This window comes from Vibrio campbellii CAIM 519 = NBRC 15631 = ATCC 25920 (assembly GCF_002163755.1).
In the GTDB taxonomy this organism is placed as follows: domain Bacteria; phylum Pseudomonadota; class Gammaproteobacteria; order Enterobacterales; family Vibrionaceae; genus Vibrio; species Vibrio campbellii.
Map to the genome: position 1 here is coordinate 2,996,712 of NZ_CP015863.1, position 22,114 is coordinate 3,018,825.

Annotated in this window: 17 protein-coding genes; 6 read left to right on the plus strand and 11 right to left on the minus strand. The window is 46.6% G+C overall.

Annotation, left to right across the window (positions count from 1 at the left end):
- The first annotated feature begins 41 nt into the window (after positions 1–41).
- Both A8140_RS14385 and A8140_RS14395 read left to right on the plus strand, forming a co-directional pair.
- The gene (locus A8140_RS14385; RefSeq protein ID WP_005532721.1) at positions 42–1,514 is read left to right on the plus strand and encodes a dihydrolipoyl dehydrogenase; all 1,473 of its coding nucleotides are present in this window, start codon (positions 42–44) and stop codon (positions 1,512–1,514) included.
- A 383-nt stretch (positions 1,515–1,897) separates the two neighbouring features.
- Entirely contained in the window at positions 1,898–2,179 is a 282-nt protein-coding gene (locus A8140_RS14395; RefSeq protein WP_033000238.1) for a DUF3624 domain-containing protein, read from the plus strand.
- 154 nt (positions 2,180–2,333) lie between these two features.
- Here the strand turns inward: A8140_RS14395 and argH are convergent, their stop codons facing one another.
- The 4 genes from argH to argC all read right to left on the minus strand — a co-directional run bounded on the left by argH (position 2,334) and on the right by argC (position 7,581).
- The gene (gene argH, locus A8140_RS14400; RefSeq protein WP_005532730.1) at positions 2,334–4,208 is read right to left on the minus strand and encodes an argininosuccinate lyase; all 1,875 of its coding nucleotides are present in this window, start codon (positions 4,206–4,208) and stop codon (positions 2,334–2,336) included.
- Between the two features lie 250 nt (positions 4,209–4,458).
- On the minus strand, positions 4,459–5,673 hold the full coding sequence (locus A8140_RS14405) for an argininosuccinate synthase (RefSeq protein ID WP_005432709.1): 1,215 nt from the start codon (positions 5,671–5,673) through the stop codon (positions 4,459–4,461).
- Between the two features lie 90 nt (positions 5,674–5,763).
- Entirely contained in the window at positions 5,764–6,555 is a 792-nt protein-coding gene (gene argB / locus A8140_RS14410; protein WP_005432730.1) for an acetylglutamate kinase, read from the minus strand.
- Positions 6,556–6,576: 21 nt separating this feature from the next.
- Positions 6,577–7,581 (minus strand): N-acetyl-gamma-glutamyl-phosphate reductase, encoded by a 1,005-nt coding sequence (argC, locus tag A8140_RS14415; RefSeq protein ID WP_005532733.1) that lies wholly within the window; start codon positions 7,579–7,581, stop codon positions 6,577–6,579.
- A 144-nt stretch (positions 7,582–7,725) separates the two neighbouring features.
- On the opposite strand from argC, the gene argE reads away from it, so the two are divergent.
- From argE to A8140_RS14430, 3 genes are all read left to right on the plus strand, one after another.
- Positions 7,726–8,862: an acetylornithine deacetylase gene (argE, locus tag A8140_RS14420; protein WP_005532735.1), complete on the plus strand. Its 1,137-nt coding sequence runs from the start codon at positions 7,726–7,728 to the stop codon at positions 8,860–8,862.
- A gap of 278 nt (positions 8,863–9,140) precedes the next feature.
- Complete coding sequence (ppc, locus tag A8140_RS14425; protein WP_005532737.1) at positions 9,141–11,774, plus strand: phosphoenolpyruvate carboxylase; 2,634 nt, start codon at positions 9,141–9,143, stop codon at positions 11,772–11,774.
- 441 nt (positions 11,775–12,215) lie between these two features.
- The gene (locus A8140_RS14430) at positions 12,216–12,755 is read left to right on the plus strand and encodes a PadR family transcriptional regulator (protein WP_005532739.1); all 540 of its coding nucleotides are present in this window, start codon (positions 12,216–12,218) and stop codon (positions 12,753–12,755) included.
- Positions 12,756–12,825: 70 nt separating this feature from the next.
- Here A8140_RS14430 and metF read toward each other — a convergent pair whose 3' ends face one another.
- The 3 genes from metF to A8140_RS14445 form a co-directional block, all read right to left on the minus strand.
- Positions 12,826–13,728 carry a methylenetetrahydrofolate reductase gene (gene metF, locus A8140_RS14435; RefSeq protein ID WP_005532741.1) on the minus strand — a complete coding sequence of 301 codons (903 nt, stop codon included), beginning with the start codon at positions 13,726–13,728 and terminating at the stop codon, positions 12,826–12,828.
- A gap of 271 nt (positions 13,729–13,999) precedes the next feature.
- Complete coding sequence (locus tag A8140_RS14440) at positions 14,000–16,408, minus strand: bifunctional aspartate kinase/homoserine dehydrogenase II (protein WP_005532745.1); 2,409 nt, start codon at positions 16,406–16,408, stop codon at positions 14,000–14,002.
- A 16-nt stretch (positions 16,409–16,424) separates the two neighbouring features.
- Positions 16,425–17,585, minus strand: coding sequence for an O-succinylhomoserine (thiol)-lyase (locus A8140_RS14445; protein ID WP_005532747.1), 1,161 nt, complete (start codon positions 17,583–17,585; stop codon positions 16,425–16,427).
- A 229-nt stretch (positions 17,586–17,814) separates the two neighbouring features.
- Here A8140_RS14445 and metJ point away from each other — a divergent pair, with 229 nt between their 5' ends.
- Entirely contained in the window at positions 17,815–18,135 is a 321-nt protein-coding gene (metJ, locus tag A8140_RS14450; RefSeq protein WP_005432736.1) for a met regulon transcriptional regulator MetJ, read from the plus strand.
- 110 nt (positions 18,136–18,245) lie between these two features.
- Here metJ and A8140_RS14455 read toward each other — a convergent pair whose 3' ends face one another.
- The 4 genes from A8140_RS14455 to tuf form a co-directional block, all read right to left on the minus strand.
- On the minus strand, positions 18,246–19,523 hold the full coding sequence (locus A8140_RS14455) for a malic enzyme-like NAD(P)-binding protein (protein WP_005532749.1): 1,278 nt from the start codon (positions 19,521–19,523) through the stop codon (positions 18,246–18,248).
- Between the two features lie 209 nt (positions 19,524–19,732).
- Positions 19,733–20,209 carry a bacterioferritin gene (bfr, locus tag A8140_RS14460; protein ID WP_005432738.1) on the minus strand — a complete coding sequence of 159 codons (477 nt, stop codon included), beginning with the start codon at positions 20,207–20,209 and terminating at the stop codon, positions 19,733–19,735.
- Between the two features lie 74 nt (positions 20,210–20,283).
- The gene (locus A8140_RS14465) at positions 20,284–20,472 is read right to left on the minus strand and encodes a (2Fe-2S)-binding protein (RefSeq protein ID WP_005432737.1); all 189 of its coding nucleotides are present in this window, start codon (positions 20,470–20,472) and stop codon (positions 20,284–20,286) included.
- Positions 20,473–20,808: 336 nt separating this feature from the next.
- Positions 20,809–21,993, minus strand: coding sequence for an elongation factor Tu (gene tuf / locus A8140_RS14470; protein ID WP_087490655.1), 1,185 nt, complete (start codon positions 21,991–21,993; stop codon positions 20,809–20,811).
- Positions 21,994–22,114 lie beyond the last annotated feature (121 nt).

The window sequence follows — 22,114 nt, forward strand, 5'->3', positions numbered from 1 at the left end:
TTAGTCACTTCAACTGCGTTTGGGAAAAACGAGAATCCATTATGAAACGGTTAAATGTCGACGTAGCAATTATTGGTGGTGGTACTGCAGGTCTTGGCGCCTACCGCGCAGCAAAAGCACACACCGACAGTGTTGTGATGATTGAAGGTGGTCCTTACGGCACAACATGTGCTCGTGTCGGATGCATGCCATCGAAGCTATTAATCGCCGCAGCAGAAAGCGTACACCAGATCGAGAAAGCACCGGGCTTTGGTGTACATCCACAAGGCGAGATTTACATTAACGGCCGTGAAGTCATGGATCGAGTAAAGCGTGAACGTGACCGCTTTGTTGGCTTTGTGTTGGAAGGCGTCGATGAGATCCCTGCTGAAGATAAAGTGTCGGGTTATGCTAAGTTTGCCACAGACAACACGTTAATCGTTGATGACCACACTCAAATCACAGCTAAGCGTATTGTGATCGCAACAGGCTCGCGTCCAGCATACCCTGCTGTATGGAATGAACTCGGCGACCGCTTAGTAATTAACGATGATGTATTCGATTGGGATGACTTGCCAGAATCTGTTGCCGTATTTGGCCCAGGTGTGATTGGTCTTGAATTAGGTCAAGCACTGCATCGTTTAGGTGTAAATGTGAAGCTATTTGGTCTTGGTGGTCAAGTAGGACCATTGACCGATCCTGAAGTGATGGCGTACGCCGATAAAGCCTTCAAAGAAGAGTTTTACCTTGATGCCGATGTAAAAGTCGAAAGCATGAAACGCATTGCTTCATCAGACAACAGCGAAGAGGATAAAGTTGAGATCCAATTCATCAACCACGATGGTGAACTAGAAACCTTTATTGTTGATTACGTATTGGCAGCAACTGGTCGTCGCCCGAATGTCGACAAGTTGTCGATTGAAAACACCAATGTGGCACTGGATGAGCGCGGCGTACCAACGGCGGATCATTACACGTTGCAAACCTCGGTAGAGAGCATCTTCATCGCAGGTGATGCAAGTAACCAAATTCCATTGCTACACGAAGCGGCAGACCAAGGTCGTATTGCCGGTGACAACGCAGGTCGTTTCCCTGATATTCGTGCAGGTCTACGTCGCTCATCGATCTCTGCCGTTTTCTCAGACCCACAGATTGCGATGGTAGGAGAGACCTTCAAGCAACTAGAGACGCGTTTAGGCACCTGTGGCTGCTTCGCAACGGGTGAAGTCTCATTTGAAAACCAAGGCCGCTCTCGTGTCATGCTTCGTAATAAAGGCATGTTGCATGTCTACGGAGAGCAAGGTACTGGCCGCTTCTTGGGAGCTGAAATGATGGGACCAAATGCCGAGCATTTAGCACACCTACTCGCTTGGGCACATCAGAACAAGATGACGGTTTCTGAGATGTTGGATATGCCGTTTTATCACCCAGTGATTGAAGAAGGCGTTCGTACCGCACTACGAGATTTGAATGCGAAGCTTCACTTAGGTCCAGAGATGATCAAACACTGTCTTGATTGTGGTCCTGGTTGCTAAGGCTCACGCTTTACCTCCCGCCAAAAAACAAAAAGCCTCGTTTACACGAGGCTTTCTTATTCCAGCTTTATCAATTCAGGAATCAATAGAGTGGCGATTATGCAGTCATCATTGCGTAACGGCTCACAAGCACAATAGCGGTAAAGCCAATTGTGAAGAAACCACCAGCAAGGCCTAGTGCTACTTTGAGTTCTGTCGACATTATAATTTTTCCTATTGTCAGGCTGACAGCGCACCATACACCAATTACGTGCTACACATTTTTAACCAAGTTAATTTTCCATTTTTGGTTCGATAGACACGACATAGAATCCTGACAAAGAGAAACTCAAACATGAGTTAGCCGTTATAATCAGGGACAAATAGATAGTGTGGATAGAACAATGGCTTGTCGAAGTTGCCAAGAGCACTGGTTTTGGAAAAAGATCGGACGTTGCCAACGATGCATGGATCAACTGACGGTACTTTCTGTTTTATGTTGGATCGTGTGGTGGTTTGCGTTTAAAGATGATCCGCAAAGTATTGAATCGATCGCACTGATCTTTGCCGGATTTACATTTAACGGCTTACTGTTTTTGCACCTATGGATTCGCTTTGTGGTTTTGCCGTGGCAGCGCCGTCGTGGAAAAGAAAGTAAGGATGATCATCACTCAGATAACAGATAGAAAAAAGCCCCAAAACCAATACCGGTCTTGGGGCTCTCTTAGATTCTTCTAAGAAAAAGCAGTGGTACTTTAATAGACCGGGCTTCCTCTCAAAGGTTCCAAATTTTTTTCTGATTTTTTTAGTATTTTCTTAAATACTAATAGAATCATCAACCTAGGCCACGTTACTTTTCTGGATCAATTGTTCGAACAAGTTGATCTCTAGTGCAACTTCATCACACGCATGCTGACGCGGACACTGATCGCAATCTTTCAGTACTTTCTCAGGCAACAATGACTTCGACGTTGGCAAGAAGCTCTGCTTCATAAAGAATTCTGGCGTACGTGTCAGCACAAAGACTTTCTTGATGGCCATTTGGCGCGCTTTCTCAACCAGATAGTTCACAATCGCACTGCCCTGCCCTTGGCCTTGCCAACCGGCTTCAATACCGAGAGAGCGAATCTCTGCCAACCCTGAGTCATAGACATACAAAGATGCACATCCGGTTACTTCTCCGTGGTGCTCGGCAACCGCGAAGGAGCCAATATCACGTACCAACTCATTGCGTGAGCGTGGTAAGTTTTCACCCATGTTTGCCCAGTATGCCACCATGCCTTCTAACGTTTCGATGTCCGTTAAGCGAGCAGGGCGAACGTTGACGGCTGATGTATCGCGTTGAGATAGACGCTTGTCTGCTTGGTCAACAGCGTAAGCCACTTGTTGAGGAGACACACCACCTAGTGCACAACGTTTCTCAAGACACGAGTCGATGGTTAAGATGTCATACACATCCGCTTCAATCACATCAGAGAAGGCTTTCAGCTCATCAATTGACAGCTCTTCTAGTGCACAGCCTTTGGCAATCGCACCAACTACAGCAACACCAACGATATGGTGCGCTTCACGGAATGGGATACCTTTCGCTACTAGGTAGTCAGCCAGTTCGGTAGAGTTTGCGTAACCTTGTTTCGCCGCTTCTAGCGTGCGCTCACCATTAACCTTGATGCCATCAAAACACAGTGCAGCCATTTCCATGCAGTCGTTCCATGTATCAAGTGCATCGAACAGGCCTTCTTTGTCTTCCTGCATGTCTTTGTTGTAAGCCAGCGGCAGCGCTTTCACTATCATCATCATACCTGCAAGCGCGCCGTATACACGGCCTGTCTTACCACGAATAAGCTCTAGGGCATCTGGGTTTTTCTTTTGTGGCATCAGAGAAGAACCTGACGTCACCGTATCGGCTAATTCAATGAAGTTAGACTCACCTGAGTTGTAGAAGATCATGTCTTCTGCCAAGCGAGATAGGTGCAACATCGAGATAGACGCCACAGACATCAACTCCATCACGTGGTCACGGTCAGATACAGAGTCCAACGAGTTACGTGTTGCACGATGGAAACCAAGGTTATGAGCCAACTCTTCACGATCGATTGGATAAGCGGTACCAGCAAGCGCACCCGATCCAAGCGGACACGTATCCAAACGCTTAAGGGCATCACTCAAACGTGAGTAATCACGTTCAAACATTTCCACGTAAGCCAAACACCAGTGCGCAAACGTCACAGGTTGAGCACGTTGCAAGTGAGTGTAACCCGGAAGAACGGTACCTTGATGTTGCTTGGCAACGCCAACCATCTGAGTTTGTAAGCGATCAAGCGCAATTAACAATTGCTGACCTTGCTGGCGACACCAAAGTTTAAGGTCAGTTGCTACTTGGTCATTACGAGAACGGCCCGTGTGTAGCTTTTTACCTAGGTCGCCGACCTTGTTGATCAGTTGCTGCTCTACCCAAGAGTGGATATCTTCCGCATCTGAGCGCAAGATTTGATGTGGGTCTTCCATCACTTCCAGCTTGAGCTCATTCAGTGCCAGCTCAAGCTTTTGTTGTTCTTCTGCAGATAACACGTCAACAGAAAGCAATGCTTTAGACCATGCAATTGAGCCTACGATGTCTTGCTCAGCCAATCGGTAATCGAAACGCAATGAATCGTTGAAGTCTTTAAATCTGGTGTCTGCCGCTTGGGTAAATCTTCCGCCCCATAATGCCATTGCGTTTCTCCTGATGACTATTGCTTACGCTAACGTGTTCTTCATTAAGTGTTGACCAAATCGATGGTCATTTGCTCACTTTTTCTTATGTCTCAACGTTACGATAATCACGGATAAAAATAAAGTAGAAATTCAATATTTTTACATATTTATTCATGGTTATTTTATCTTTATGCCAATGAGGTCAGCAAAAACGAAAAAGACCTGCCAATAGTGGCTGGTCTCTTATCTTATAAGGCGTTAAATTGGCTTATTTTTTCTGGCTGTTCAGCGCACGAATACGGCTTGATAGCGAGTAAAGACGGATAAAGCCTTCAGCATGACTTTGGTCATAAACTTCATCTTCCCCAAAAGTAGCAAACTCTTCAGAGTACAAACTGTTATCCGAACGTTTTTGCGTCACAGTTGCTTGGCCTTTGTAAAGCTTCACAACCACTTCGCCATTCACGTCTTGCGCGAGTTCTTCAGAAGCCGCAAGGATTGACTTACATAGCGGTGTGAACCAACGACCGTCATAAACAAGGTGCGATGCTTTCAAGCCAAGCTCTTCACGGAATTCAAATGATGCTTTGTCCAACACAAGTTGCTCTACCGCACGCAGCGCTTCCATCATGATGGTGCCACCCGGAGTTTCGTAGCAACCACGAGACTTCATACCAACCAGACGGTTTTCTACGATATCAATACGACCAACACCGTGCTTCGCACCTTTCTCGTTTAGATATACCAATGCGTTGTATGGTGTCATCGCTTCGCCGTCCACCTCAACAATTTCACCTTTCGCTACTTTCAACGTCACGGTTTCAGCTTCATTCGGTGCTTGCTCTGGATCTACCGTCCAAGCCCAGCAATCCTCATTTGGCGCATTCCATGTATCTTCTAAAACGCCACCTTCAGTAGAAATGTGCCATGCGTTCGCATCACGCGAGTAGATCTTAGTAAGAGATGCTGAACAAGGGATATTACGCTCTGCTAGGTAATCCAAACACTCTTCACGGCTCACTAGATCCCACTCACGCCAAGGCGCAATAACATGCAGATCTGGTGCTAGCGCTGCAAATGCACCTTCAAAACGTACTTGGTCGTTACCCTTACCTGTACAGCCATGACACAGAGCGTCTGCGCCTACTTTACGTGCGACTTCTACCTGCGCTTTAGCAATAATTGGACGCGCCATTGATGTACCTAGTAGGTATTTACCTTCATAGTAAGCACCGGTTTTTAGTGTCGGGAAAATGTAGTCCGCGACCATTTCTTCTTTCAGGTCTGCGATGTAACACTCAGAAGCACCAGAAGCTTTTGCTTTTGCTTCAATGCCTTCTAGCTCTTCTGCACCCTGACCAACATCGGCAACGAAAGCCACCACTTCACAGTCGTAGTTCTCTTTTAGCCACGGGATGATTACTGAAGTATCTAGACCGCCTGAGTATGCGACTACCACTTTATTTACGTTCACTTTGCTCATGTTTTTTCTCCAAACTTAACTGGCGCTGCTCTCGGCGGTCAGTGCCAACCACTTCCTAATGTTGAATTCTTTAACTGTTTTGCTTCTGCTTTATTGCGGCAGAAACTGCGTTCCAATACTTTCACCCGCGAATAGCTGGGTCAGTTTCTCTGGGTAACGCCATGTCGCGACTTCGATAGGACGACCAAGATCATTGGCGGCCTCCAAAGCAGCTTTAACTTTGACGATCATGCCGTCGGTGATCACTTGCCCTTGGATCAATGCATCGGCTTCTTGCTCAGATAGCGTTTTGATCAAATGCCCTTTGCCATCGAGTACACCGCTAACATCAGACAGAAGCACTAGCTCCGCATCCAATGCACCGGCTACTGCTACCGCAGCTTGGTCAGCATTCACATTCATCATCTGACCTTTTTCAGTCAGACCAATTGAGCTGATGATCGGCAGTGCACCTGCGTTTAGCACCGCTTGTAATAAGGTCGAATCACCTGGTGATGCTTTGCCTACTGCGCCTAGCTCTGGGTCAAGTTCTTCAACATGACATAACCCACCATCAGCGAGGCTAAGACCCACCGCATTCAGACCATCTGCAATCGCTTGACCTTGAAGCAACTTGTTTGCGGTACCTGCAAGCGCGCCTGCAATCACAGGAATTTGCTCATAAGGCGTCACACGAAGACCGTTTTTCTTTACGGTTTCAAGCTGAAGTTTTGCCATCAACTCATCAACTAGGTAGCCACCGCCATGAACGATGGCGATTTGTCGCTGTGCCGACTTTTGGTAAGCCGCAATGGCACCAAACAGTTGGCTTAAGGTTTGAGTGCAAGATAGAGCTGCACCACCGAGCTTAATGACTAAAGGAGCTTGATTGGTTTGCGTCATCGCATTTCCCTCTTTCAACGACTACAGCAACGCTGTCAGTTCTGGGTAACCGTAATGAATATTGAGACATTGCATCGCTTGACTCGATGCACCTTTAAGTAGGTTGTCGATTGCCGAAATCACAATGATGTGTTCGCCTTGTACCTTCCAGCCGATATCACAGAAAGGGGTATTTTCGACATCCTGAATACGTGGAATACCGTCACCTTTAAGGCGAACCGCAGGCTTGCCTTGATAAGCTTGTTCAAACGCTTGTGCCACTTGTGCTTCCGTCACGCCTTGCGACAGTTTCATAGTGATCGTGGCAAGAATGCCGCGCTTAAAGTTGCCTAGGTGTGGAGTAAAAATCACATCGCAACCCAAGTGCTGAGCAATCTCTGGTTGGTGACGATGGTTAAACACACCGTAAGGTTGCAAGCTCACTTCGCAGAAGCTGTTAACCATGGAAGCTTTACGCCCTGAGCCAGATACACCACTGGTTGCATTAATCACAGGCCATTGGTTGGTATCCAGTAATGCGTGTTCTAATAAAGGTTTGATTGCAAGCTGTGAAGCGGTTGGGTAGCAACCTGCTACTGCAATCAAAGGCGTGGTTTTTATTGATTCTTGGTTCCACTCCGCTAAGCCGTATGCAGCTTTATCTAACCAGTTGTTATATTGATGTTCGAAGCCATAAAAGGTGTTGTAGAAGCCTTCGCTTTTCACACGGAATGCACCCGATAAATCGAATACCTGACATCCCTCCTCTAAAAAGATAGAAGCCAAGTCGTGGCTTACTTCATGTGCTGTGGCCAGAAAGACCACATCAGACACTTGAGCGACTTGCTCAGGGTCAGTCAGTGGTGAAACTGGCATATCAATCACACCCGCTAACTTGCCGTGCAATTGAGCAATATTCTTTCCTGCATCTACGCTATTGGCGGAAACGTATAAACCTGATAGCGTGAGTTCAGGGTGTTTGTTGACCATTAAAGCCAACTCTGCGCCGGTGTAGCCGCTGGCTCCGATAATCGTGGTTTTTAGCATTACATGACATCCATATACTTAAGGCTCAAAGTGACTATTCATATTTAATTTTTGCTTTATTTTGATTTTTTATTCATTAAATATGATTTAATATGTGTTTTACATTTTTGTGCTCTGTCTGTCAATAGGAGAATTGAAGAATCCATGCAATTACCAAGTTTTCTAGAGGTCTATGAAGGACTGATCAGTACCTCTTCAATCAGCTCAACCGATCCAAGCTGGGATCAAGGCAATGCCAAAGTGATCGAGAAGCTAGCTTCTTGGTTTAAAGATCTTGGCTTCAGCGTTGAAGTGATCGAAGTGGAACCAGGCAAACACAATATGATCGCACGTATGGGCGAAGGTGAAGGCGGCCTGCTTCTGGCAGGTCACAGCGATACCGTGCCATTTGATGAAGGGCGCTGGAGTTTTGATCCACATAAGCTGACCGAGAAAGACAACCGCTTTTATGGTTTGGGTACCGCGGATATGAAAGGCTTCTTTGCGTTTATTTATGAAGCGGTAAAGAAAGTCGATTGGAGTGAACAGACCAAGCCGCTTTATGTATTGGCGACCTGTGATGAAGAAACCACTATGCTAGGTGCACGTCATTTTACTGAGAATGCGCCTTTTAAGCCAGATTACTGCATCATTGGTGAGCCCACCAGTCTAGTACCCATTCGTGGTCACAAAGGGCACGTAGCAAATGCCATTCGCGTAACCGGCAAATCCGGTCACTCATCGGATCCGGCACTTGGTGTCAACGCCATTGAAATCATGCATGAGGTCATGTTTGCCATGATGCAACTGCGCGACAAACTGGTTAAAGAGTATCACCATCCGGGTTTTGCCATTCCAAGCCCTACCCTAAACCTTGGTCATATCCATGGCGGTGACAGCGCAAACCGGATTTGCGGCTGCTGTGAACTGCATTATGACGTGCGTCCTCTTCCTGGGATCAGTCTTGATGGTTTGGAGAACATGCTGCGTGGCGCATTAAAAGAAGTCGAAGCGAAATGGCCAGGGCGACTAGAAATTATTCCCCTGCACGAACCAATTCCGGGTTACGAATGCCAACATGACCACCCATTTATTGGTGGTGTTGAAGAGATCTGCCAAACCAGTTCGGAGACCGTTAACTACTGTACTGAAGCACCATTCCTACAGCAGTTGTGCCCAACCTTAGTTCTCGGCCCTGGTTCTATTGACCAAGCCCACCAGCCAGATGAATTCCTTTCTTTCGACTTTATTGACCCAACCATCGATGTGCTGTCACGTGCGATGGTGAAATATTGTTGTTAGTCGCATTCTGTACTTTCCTGACAATGTAGCTCAATTGAGCTGCATTTTGTTATCTCCGATTCTCTTCTTCTAGCACGCTATATCCTTCTTTAAGCGGCTATTTTGTAATTAATTTTCACTTCTACCGAGAGAAGCTGGCCTAATTTTGCTCTAAATCAGGTCAGCAGCGGAATAATTGCAAACTTACTCTGCTTTATTTGACTAGAACTGGTTATCTTCGCTAGATTGGAGTCTTAACAAGGACAATGGATGTAGTTTTTTTACGAGGCAGGATGACAATGAACGAGAAATACGCCGCACTCAAAAGTAATGTGCGCATGTTGGGCCACCTTCTGGGCAACACGATTCGTGATGCTCATGGCGAAGAAATCTTCGAGAAAGTGGAAACCATTCGTAAATTATCCAAATCGGCTCAAGCTGGAAATAGCGCTGACAGAGAAAGCTTAATAGAAGAAATTAAAAGCCTGCCAGATGAGCAATTGACGCCCGTTACTCGCGCGTTCAACCAATTTCTAAACCTGACCAATATTGCTGAGCAATACCACACCATTTCACGCCACTGTGAAGAGCATATCTGCGAACCTGACGCAATTAACTCGCTGTTCTCAAAGCTGGTGCAAAATGATGTGAGCAAGCTAGACACGGCACAAGCGGTTCGTGACCTGAACATTGAATTAGTTCTCACTGCGCACCCGACCGAAATCACTCGTCGCACCATGATCAACAAACTGGTGAAGATCAACGAGTGCCTATCTAAGCTAGAGCTGAGCGATCTCTCTTTCAAAGAGCGTAAAAAAACTGAACGTCGCCTTGAGCAGCTGATCGTTCAAAGCTGGCACTCTGACGTTATTCGCCAGCAGCGACCTACGCCGCTTGATGAAGCCAAGTGGGGCTTTGCCGTAGTCGAAAACTCACTATGGGAAGCCGTACCTGACTTCTTACGTGAAATGAACGACCGCCTGAAATCATACCTTGGCGAGGGTCTACCAATTGATGCTCGCCCTGTGCACTTCTCATCTTGGATGGGCGGTGACCGCGACGGTAACCCATTTGTGACCCACAGTGTGACTCGTGAAGTACTGCTTCTGTCTCGTTGGAAAGCGGCAGACCTGTACCTTAACGACATCAACGAGCTGATCAGCGAACTGTCTATGACAGTGTGCAACGACAAAGTTCGTGGGCTTGCCGGTGAAGATCAACACGAACCATACCGTGCGATCCTAAAACAGCTACGTTCACTACTGAACGAAACCAAAGATATTCTCGACGCGAAAGTTCACGGCCAGAAGCTGGCAGTCAAAGCACCTCTGCAAAAAGTAGAACAACTTTGGGAACCACTTTACGCGTGTTACCAGTCGCTAAACGAATGTGGCATGGGCGTGATTGCCAACGGCTCACTGCTGGATACGCTGCGCCGCGTTAAAGCCTTCGGTATCCACCTAGTTCGCCTCGATATTCGTCAAGAAAGTACTCGTCATGCTGACGTGCTTTCTGAATTGACTCGTTACCTTGGCATTGGTGACTATGAGCAGTGGAGCGAGCAAGACAAGATCGCTTTCCTAACCAACGAACTTGCGTCTAAGCGCCCTCTTCTACCTCGTGACTGGGAGCCATCAGAACCCGTTAAAGAGGTGTTGGATACCTGTAAGATTGTTGCCGCACAACCTCGTGAAGCGTTTGGTGCTTACGTTATCTCAATGGCACGTACCGCTTCTGACGTACTTGCCGTGCACCTACTGCTGCAAGAAGCAGGTTGCCCTTACCGCATGGACGTATGTCCACTGTTCGAAACGCTGGACGACTTGAACAACGCGGAAGCGGTTATCAAACAGCTGATGGGCATCGACCTATACCGCGGCTTTATCCAGAATCACCAAATGGTGATGATCGGCTACTCTGACTCTGCAAAAGATGCAGGTGTAATGTCAGCAGGTTGGGCGCAATACCACGCGATGGACTCACTGGTTAAGGTTGCAGAAGAAGAAGGCGTTGAACTCACACTGTTCCACGGGCGTGGCGGTACGATTGGTCGTGGTGGCGCGCCAGCACACGCTGCACTATTGTCTCAGCCACCTAAGAGTCTGAAAGGCGGTCTGCGCGTAACAGAACAAGGTGAGATGATCCGCTTTAAGCTGGGTCTACCTGATGTTGCCGTTAACAGCTTCAACCTGTACGCAAGTGCAATCCTTGAAGCAAACCTACTTCCACCACCGGAGCCTAAGCAAGAGTGGCGCGACCTGATGGACGTGCTGTCGGAAGTGAGCTGTGAATCCTACCGCAGTGTCGTTCGTGGCGAACCAGACTTCGTGCCTTACTTCCGCCAAGCAACACCGGAGCTTGAGCTAGGTAAACTGCCTCTAGGTTCACGCCCAGCGAAACGTAACCCGAATGGTGGTGTAGAAAGTTTGCGTGCGATTCCATGGATCTTCTCTTGGAGCCAAAACCGTTTGGTTCTGCCAGCATGGTTAGGCGCAGGTGAGGCCATTCAGTACTCTGTAGACAAAGGTCATCAGGCGCTACTGGAAGAAATGTGTCGTGAATGGCCATTCTTCTCAACTCGCCTAGGTATGCTTGAGATGGTGTACACCAAGTGCAACATGGATATCTCTCGTTACTATGATCAGCGCTTGGTTGATGAGTCGCTTCAGCCGCTGGGTGATCGTCTACGTGAGCAACTTCAGCGTGATATTAAGTCAGTACTGAATGTAGAGAACAACGAGAACCTGATGCAAAGCGATCCTTGGGGCCTAGAATCCATTCGCCTACGTAACATCTACGTTGAGCCATTGAACATGCTTCAAGCGGAATTGCTGTACCGTACTCGTCAAACTGAAGAAGCTTCTGCAAACTTAGAAGAAGCATTGATGGTGACGATTGCTGGTATCGCAGCAGGTATGCGTAACACAGGCTAACTGAGCTACGTAGAAAGAACCAAAAGGCTGAGCGAAAGCTCAGCCTTTATTATTATCCGCCAACCACTTCTACTATTTGGACAATACGCAACCAGCTTATTAATCCACATAGAAAACAAAAAGTCCCCATCAAACAAAATAATTCACTATACAAAAGCGCTACTGAGTATTTTATTAGTTTTTTGGGGTAATTTTGTCCTACTATTCCACTTCATGCTTATTATTTATATACTACTTCCCTGCTGGAAGCTCACAAATCCAATCAAATAAGCTCCAGCTCGATGGAAACATCCATCAACTCTAGGTGATAAACGGCTTTAAGGTGACAGGACCAACATTGTTGGTGCTATCTACACATTAAAAAACTTAAGCGTCATGAAGAACGCAAATGAAAGTGTAGATAGCTTGTTTACAAGTTTATTGACCATTTGGATTGAAGACATGTCATTACCACACGTAATTCTAACTGTACTTAGCACTCGCGACGCTACCGGTTACGACATCACTAAAGAATTCTCAGCTAGCATCGGTTACTTCTGGAAAGCAAGCCACCAACAAGTTTATCGTGAACTTAATAAAATGGCTGAGAAAGAGCTGGTTACTTGCGTATTAGAACCTCAAGAAGGCAAGCCAGACCGTAAGGTTTACTCAATCACTGACGCAGGCCGTAGCGCATTGGGCGAGTGGTTTGATCAGCCAACTGCACACCCAACTGTACGTGACGAATTCTCAGCGAAGCTTATGGCTTGTGCCGTGCAACCTGCAGCGCCTTTCCGTGACCAGCTGTCTGAGCTTGTTGAAGAGTCTCGTAAACTGGTTGCTCACTACAAAGAAATCGAAGCTGCGTACTACGCAACGCCATCAACGCTAGACAAGCAAGCGCGTCTAGAGCGTCTAACACTTCGTCGTAACCTAATGCTACGTGAAGCGTGGATTAACTGGGCAGAAGAAGTGCTAACAGAACTTGAAGTGATCGGCTAATTCGTCACTTTAGATAAAACGAAAAAGGCTTGCCGTAGGGCAAGCCTTTTGTCTATCTGGGGGAAGTATATTAAGCACCGACTGCAACTTGTGGACGAACACCTAGAGTGTGGCATAGCGCATAGGTCATTTCCGCACGATTCAGGGTGTAAAAGTGGAAATCTTTCACACCTTCACGGCTTAGTACACGCACCATATCAATCGCTTGGCTTGCACCGACCAGCTGACGCGTCACTGGATCATCATCCAAGCCTTCAAACTGCTTGCTCATCCAACCTGGCACTTTCACATTGTTCTGTGCCGCAAAGCGAGAAGCTTGCTTGAAGTTCGAAACAGGTAAGATACCCGGAACGATTTCTACGTCGATTCCAGCCGCGACACAGCGGTCACGGAAACGCAGGTAAGACTCCACATCAAAGAAGAACTGAGTAATCGCGCGGTTTGCACCTGCGTCGACTTTACGCTTTAGATTCAGTAGATCCGATTGCGCACTTTTCGCCTCTGGGTGTGCTTCTGGAAATGCCGCTACAGAGATATCGAAATCATGGCGTGCTTTCAGCAGTTCAACCAAGTCCGACGCATACATATCTGGCGCGCCACCACCCGGTGGAATATCACCACGTAGAGCAACGATGTTCTTGATACCGTTATTCCAGTAATCATCTGCAATGTCGATCAGCTCATCACGAGTTGCATCAATACAGGTTAGGTGAGGCGCAGCCACAAGACCCGTCGCCGCTTTGATTTCTTTAATGATCGAGTGAGTTCTATCACGTTCACCTGAGTTGGCACCGTACGTAACAGAAACGAATTTTGGTTGGAGAGTTTTAAGACGATGCACTGAGTTCCACAGCGTTTCTTCCATCTTCTCACTGCTTGGCGGAAAAAACTCGAATGAGACGTTGATATTGTCTGATAGTTCAGCGATATTCTGGTTTAAGGCATCGATGTGCCCTGCATGCGTGTATCCCATCTTACTCTCCCTGTGGCAACTCCACCACGAAATCAAAATTCCTCAAATCGACGTTTAGACGTCTATATGTCTACAGAATGTATTGAATACGATTTAATGTCAACCTTGTGATTATGAATTTTTCTCAAGTTCATAATGAGGATAGTTCAAGTTGCTTGGCGGCTTATCCTTAGCCTCGCTTTCCGATTCAGTATGGCATTATCCAAATAATAAAAAACCCCGGAAACGCTCCGAGGTTTTGTTGTCGTTCGCAAAAATGGGTTTGGTCAGATCAGAACAAACCAGCCAAGCGATTCAGGTCTGATTGAATGGCCCCTGCGGTTACTTCACGTCCTGCACCTGGTCCACGAATCACTAGTGGATTGTCTTTGTACCATTTACTCTCAATGGCGAAGATATTGTCACATGGCAGCAAATTCGCTAAAGCATGTTCACGTGATAACGCTTCAACGCCTACTGTGGCTTTGCCATTACGCTCTAGACGAGCCACATAACGCAGCACTTGGTCGTTTCTCTGCGCCTTGGTCAAACGTTCTTGAAGAATCTCGCTGAGAATATCTCCTTGGTCGAAGAAAGCGTCTAGGCTCAAGTCTCGCAATTCTGCTGGCACCAGCGACTCTACTTTCACGTTCTCTGGTTCAATATCCAAACCAGATTCTCGCGCTAAGATGACCAGCTTACGCATCACATCAGAACCATCAAGGTCAGAACGAGGGTCTGGCTCAGTCAAGCCTTGTTGCCATGCTAAATCGACAAGCTCAGCAAAAGGTACCGAACCGTCAAACTGTTGAAATAACCACGATAATGTACCGGAGAAGATGCCTGATAGTGCGACAATATCATCACCACTTTCACGCAAATCTCGAACAGTATGGTTAATTGGTAGCCCTGCACCAACGGTCGCATTGTACAACCAATGGCGGCCAATTTTAGCAAACGCGTCTTGTACTTGATGGTAGTACTGACTGTCCGCCGAACCGGCTACTTTGTTCGCCGAAATTAGGTGAATGCCTTGCTGTGCGATTTCCACATAACGTGTCGCCAGCTCTTTACTTGCCGTAACATCCAGTACCACGGCTTCATCAAAGTTTTGTATCGCACCAAGCTTCGCCAGCCAGTTGCCATCATTCTCTGTGCTTTCATCATCAAAACGCTGAGCAACCGTCGCGGCATCAATACCGTTTTCATCAAACCAGTACGTTTGGCTGTCGACAACCGCTACCAAGTCAAAGCTCATGCCGTGACGTTTTTTGAGCTCTTCTTTTTGCTCTGCGAACAGTGATAACCAACTTGACCCAATGTTGCCTTTACCACACAAAGCCACCGCTACGCGCTTTTGCGCTTGAAACAATTGGCTATGAATACTTTGTACTAGCTCTTCGACTTCAGCACGACGCAACACGGCGACCAAACTCAAGCCAGATTCCGTCTCTGAAATAAACTCCACTGGAGCGTGTTTCAATTGCTGGTAAAATCCAAAGCAGTGATTCGCATTTTTCGTCACGCCGGCACCGACTGCAGCCAGTAATGAATAGCCTTCTCTCAGTTTGATTTCCGCTTCAACGGCCAACTCTTGCAGATAGGTTAATGCGCCGCCAGCAATCTCTGCGGTGTAGGCTAAACGTAAGGTCTGCTGATCTTCTTGTGCTTCGAATGCTAAAGGCTCCAATTGAGCACGTTTTAACGCCTGCAGAACTTCTTTCTGCGCTCGCTCAAAATCGTGACCATGGATAAAAGACAGCTGCACTAATAGCACTTCATCAAGAGAGGTAATGATTTTTGCACCGCGGCCGGATGCCAATACACGTTCGATTCGTGTTGAGCCAGACTCTGGCTGGTAGCTGCATTTTAGGTTCAAATCCATCGCGCTTTGAGCCACAGGCTGAAGTGTACGACTGTGTAACACCGGCGCAGCAAGACGAGCCAGCTCACTCGCTTCATCCAAGCGCAGTAGAGGGAGCAGGCAAGCATCCGATACCAAACGAGGATCTGCACTGTAAACGCCAGCCACGTCACTCCAGATGGTCACCGAATTAACTTCAGCTAAAGCACCAATCACGGTTGCTGAGTAGTCTGAACCATTGCGTCCAAGCAATACTGTCTCACCCGCTTCGTTTTGCGCCATAAAGCCAGTAATAATGACGCGTTTATGGCTGTGTTGAGCCAACGCTTCTTTAATCAATACATATGAACGAGCACGATCGACCTCTGGCTGTGTACCAGCTTCCGCACGCAGAAACACACGTGAATCTTGCGCTACCGCTGGCAGATCCTGCTGTGATAACAGCGCAGCCAGTAAGCGTGAAGACCAAACTTCGCCATGACCTAAAACCGCCGCTTTTTGTGTTTCGGTTAGTGGCGCTGTTAGCTCTGCCAAGGTACTGAATTCATCTTGAAGAGAAGCAAGCAGTTGCGCCTGCGCTTCACCTTCTAGTAAAGCTTCTACCAATTCAGTTTGAAACTGTCGCAAGCTCTGCAAGGCTTCATGGGCAATGCGGCCATCTTTATCTAAGCCTTCTAAAAACTCGATCAAGCGGTTGGTGGTTTTCCCTGCCGCAGAGACCACCACCAAGTCATTTTCTGCCGAATACTCTTTAAGAATAGTCACCACGCGCTGGTAGCACTCGGGGTTCGCTAAGCTGCTGCCGCCAAATTTATGCAGCTGACGTTGTACACTCATAACCTTCCTCTCCCAATTACTGTGCTGCTTTCGCGAATGCTTGCTCAAGATCGGCAATCAGATCTTGCGCATCTTCTAAGCCAACAGATAAACGCAGTAACTGTTGAGAGACACCTGCTTCAGCCAGTGCTTCTTCACCCATCGCACGATGCGTCATTGACGCTGGGTGGCAAATCAAGCTTTCTACGCCACCTAGCGATTCTGCAAGAGAAAAGAGTTCAAGTTCTTTAACAAACACTTTTAGCTGATCAAATGAGCCGACAAACTCAAAGCTCAGCATAGAACCAAAGCCCGACTGTTGCTTCTTCGCGATGTCATGACCCGGATGCTCTGGCAAACTTGGATGATAAATCTTCGCCACCAAAGATTGCGTTTGCAAATACGCCAACACTTGCTGAGAGCTTTCTTCGTGAACTCGCATTCGTGCACCCAACGTACGAATTCCTCGAAGTATCATATAGCTGTCGAATGGCGTACCCGTTGCACCAATGCAGTTACCCCACCATGCCAGTTCTTCAGCATGCTCTTCAGTCTTGGTGATCACCACGCCACCAATTACATCTGAGTGACCATTAATGTATTTCGTCGTTGAGTGGATAACAAAATCCGCACCTAGCTCCAAAGGCTTTTGGTACACAGGTGTCAAAAAGGTATTGTCCACGGCAACCAGTGCGCCGACTTGTTTTGCCTTTTCACACACATCGGCAATATCGACCACGCGCACAAGCGGGTTTGACGGCGTTTCTAGCAAGATAAGCTTTGGCTTTTTCGCAATCGCCGCATCCAAAGCTTGCTGATCCGACTGATCGACAAACTGCACTTTAAAATCCCCCTTGTTCGCACGAGTATTGAAAAGACGATAGGTACCGCCGTAACAATCGTGTGGCGCAACAATTAAATCATCAGGACCAAGAAACGCCGATACCCAAAGGTTTAGTGCTGATGTACCGCAGTTAGTGACAACCGCACCTTTGCCTGATTCAAGCTCATACAACGTTTGCTCGAGCAAACCTCGGTTAGGGTTACCAGAACGGGTGTAATCATATTGTGGGACTTCACCAAACGCTGGGAAGCCATAGTTAGTCGAAAGGTAGATTGGTGGTACAACAGCGTGGTATTGACTGTCTGACTCGATACCAGTGCGTACAGCAATGGTTGCAGGCTTACGGGTGCTCATGAGTGTATCCTTTCACGGGTGGTGACATCTAAATGGGAATGCGCTATATCTAGCTTGTATTGTTCAATTGATTAATACGCTTCCCTAACTATTAACCTCACTTTACTTGTCTAAAAATAAGACGTCAACACTTCTAGACGTCTATATGTCTTTGCTTATGGCGGTAAATGCAGCTAAAATCAGCACCTATATTTATTTTTCTAACTTATTACATTAATGAAGGTGCGCAATGGCTGACTGGAATGGCGAATACATTAGCCCGTATGCTGAGCACGGTAAAAAAAGCGAACAAGTAAAAAAGATTACCGTCTCTATCCCGCTAAAAGTTTTAAAAGTGCTGACTGATGAGCGAACTCGCCGCCAGATCAATAACTTACGCCATGCGACTAACAGTGAACTACTATGTGAAGCGTTCCTACACGCTTACACAGGTCAACCACTGCCAACTGACGAAGACCTTCGTAAAGACCGTCCAGATGATATTCCTACAGAAGCAAAAGCGCTGATGACGGCAATGGGCATCGAATTCGAAGCGTTTGACGAAGAATAATTGCTTACAAATTCGTCAACATTGTGAAGCTGCACCGGGGGTAGCTTCGACCAAACGAAAAAGGGACGCCATCGCGTCCCTTTTTGTTTGTCGTCAGAAAAGACTCTGGCTTACTCAGCCATGTAGTTTTCTGGCATTTCAATACGTGCCACACCCGAATCAACAGCAGCTTGAGCAACCGCTTTTGCGACACGTGGTAGTAGACGTGGGTCCATTGGTTTTGGAATGATGTAGTCAGCGCCAAACTCTAGCTTATCTACGTCAGCTGCTTTCAATACCGCTTCTGGTACTGACTCTTTCGCTAGTTCACGAATCGCATCAACTGCCGCTAGCTTCATCTCATCGTTGATTTCACTTGCACGAACATCCAATGCACCACGGAAGATGAATGGGAAACACAATACGTTGTTTACTTGGTTCGGGTAATCACTACGACCTGTACCCATGATCAAGTCATCACGCACTTCATGAGCCAGTTCAGGTTTGATTTCTGGATCTGGGTTTGAACATGCGAACACAACTGGCTTGTCTGCCATTAGCTTCAATGCTTCTGCAGGTAGTAGGTTTGGACCCGATACGCCCAAGAACAGATCCGCACCTTCAATTACATCTTCTAGCGTACGCTTATCTGTGTTGTTTGCGAATAGTTGTTTGTATTCGTTTAGGTCGTCACGACGTGTATGGATCACCCCTTTACGATCCAGCATGTAGATCTTCTCGCGCATTGCGCCACATTTGATCAACAGCTCCATACATGCCACGGCCGCAGCTCCAGCACCAAGACAAACGATGGTTGATTCTTCTAACTTCTTACCTTGCAGCTCGATTGCGTTCAACATACCCGCAGCGGTTACGATTGCAGTACCGTGTTGGTCATCGTGGAATACAGGTACGTCACAACGTTCGATAAGACGCTTTTCAATCTCAAAACAATCTGGTGCCTTGATATCTTCTAGGTTAATACCACCGAAAGTGTCAGCAATGTTAGCTACTGTGTCGACAAATTCGTCGATCGTGCGGTGTTTTACTTCGATATCAATTGAATCTAGACCAGCAAAGCGTTTGAACAACAGCGCTTTACCTTCCATTACTGGTTTAGATGCTAGTGGCCCAAGGTTACCAAGACCAAGAATCGCCGTGCCGTTAGAAATAACCGCAACCATGTTGCCTTTCGCCGTGTACTTGTACACGTTATCAGCGTTCTGCGCGATTTCACGTACAGGCTCTGCAACACCAGGGCTGTATGCCAATGCAAGATCATTTGCTGTCTCTGCTGGCTTAGTCAGTTCTACTGCAATTTTTCCTGGGGTTGGGTACGCATGGTAGTCCAATGCTTGTTGGCGGCGTTCTTCTTCTGGGGTGACTTCTTGGCGATTGTCTTCAGACATGGATCGTTTCTCTTTTGTTATTTTTTCGGTAAGGGGGAATAAATTCTAAAGGATAGAAGTCAATCTTCAAAGGTAAGATTGCGAGCGATATCCTTAAAAAAGGTAATAATGTAAGAGATAAGACCAGATATCTGCGATTAGCACCTGATAGACAGAGCAGGTGCACTTTTAATCACTTTCTTTCGACGAGAAAACAGCGAAATATAATCCTACTCTTCGTCGACGTACTGCGCTTGTAAGTAATTTTCGATACCAGACATTTCGATCAAGCCCAATTGCGTCTCAAGCCAATCAACATGTTCTTCTTCGTCCTCAAGAATATCTTGAAAAAGGTCACGCGAAACATAATCACGAATATCTTCCGCATAAGCGATGGCATCTTTTAGATCTGGGATGGCTGCCATTTCGAGCTTCAAATCGCATTCGATCATTTCTTTGGTATCTTCCCCAATCATCAACTTACCAAGATCTTGTAAGTTAGGCAGACCTTCCAAAAACAAAATACGTTCGATCAGGTGGTCAGCGTGCTTCATTTCATCGATCGACTCGTGGTACTCCTTGTCAGCGAGGTGCTTTAAACCCCAGTCTTTGTACATACGAGCGTGCAGGAAATATTGATTGATAGCGACGAGCTCGTTGCCGAGCACTTTATTGAGATGTTGGATTATGATTGGATCGCCTTTCATAACAAAGCCCTCCTCTTTGGCTTCATTTAAATGTAGAAGCAAATGAGAAGGTGTCAAAAAGGCTTAGGGAATAATTAGCTAGCTTGTTTCAGTGTTAGGTACTCTGTTTCCGCTAAAATTTCTTTAGCTTGCTTGATGCACTTACCGCACTGACTGCCCAACGCTGTGCATCGTTTGATCCCTTTGATGTCTGATACGCCTTCATCTATCGCCAACTTCCTAATTTTCTTGTCAGAGACACCATGGCAAAGACAAACGTACATACTCACAACCTTTAAATTTCACTTTGGGAAGAAATATAAACAAGAATCGTTCTTGTTACCAGTTGTATTAAAAGGAATGACAGAACGTTTTGTTATAACGATTTCAGCCGTTTTAGAGGCTTTCAATGACTTAGCAGACAGCTAGAAACTAGGAGAAAATTGAGTAGAGCTAAAGGCATGTTTTTCAATAACAAAAAATATGACAAAGAAGGGTTGGCTTATAACCATATTGGAGGGAGGAATTGCAGATATAAAAAAGGGAAGCCTTAGCTTCCCTTTTTCTAGCGCTTTCTTCAAAAGAAGAAGAGTGCAAGATTACGATTAATTCAGTAAGAATTAGTCGAAGATCTTAGCAACAACACCAGCACCTACAGTACGGCCACCTTCACGGATAGCGAAACGTAGACCTTCGTCCATAGCGATTGGAGCGATTAGCTCAACTTGCATTTGGATGTTGTCGCCTGGCATTACCATTTCTACGCCTTCTGGTAGAGAGATGTCACCAGTTACGTCAGTTGTACGGAAGTAGAACTGTGGGCGGTAACCTTTGAAGAATGGAGTGTGACGACCACCTTCATCTTTAGACAGTACGTATACTTCTGACTCGAACTTAGTGTGTGGAGTGATTGAACCAGGCTTAGCTAGTACTTGACCACGTTCAACTTCATCACGCTTAGTACCACGTAGAAGTGCACCAACGTTCTCACCAGCGCGACCTTCGTCAAGAAGCTTACGGAACATTTCAACACCAGTACATGTAGTAGTAGTAGTGTCTTTGATACCAACGATAGCAACTTCGTCACCTACGTTTAGGATACCACGTTCGATACGGCCAGTTACTACTGTACCACGACCTTGGATTGAGAATACGTCTTCGATAGGCATTAGGAATGGCATATCTACTGCACGCTCTGGCTCAGGAATGTATGAATCTAGCGCTTCTGCTAGTTCAACAATCTTAGCTTCCCACTGCTCTTCGCCGTTTAGTGCGCCTAGTGCAGAACCTTGGATAACTGGTAGGTCATCACCTGGGAAATCGTACTCAGATAGAAGTTCACGAACTTCCATTTCTACTAGTTCTAGTAGCTCTTCATCGTCAACCATGTCACATTTGTTCATGAATACGATGATGTATGGGATACCAACCTGACGGCCTAGTAGGATGTGCTCACGAGTTTGTGGCATTGGACCATCTGTCGCAGCAACAACTAGGATACCACCGTCCATCTGTGCAGCACCAGTGATCATGTTTTTAACATAATCCGCGTGTCCTGGACAGTCTACGTGTGCGTAGTGACGAGTTGGAGTGTCGTACTCTACGTGAGAAGTAGCGATTGTGATACCACGCTCACGCTCTTCTGGAGCGTTATCGATAGATGCGAAGTCTTTAGCTACACCGCCGTAAACTTTAGCAAGTGTTGTACAGATAGCTGCAGTTAGAGTTGTTTTACCGTGGTCAACGTGGCCGATAGTACCAACGTTAACGTGCGGTTTCGTACGTTCAAATTTTTCTTTAGACACAATCGTGTTCCTTCCTAGTTATGATTCGCCGTGATCATTATTGATCTCGACGCGCCAGAAATTGTTATTTTATGCGCCAACGCCTGTTAGCGCAATATTTGGACGCATTGATCTTTAAAAA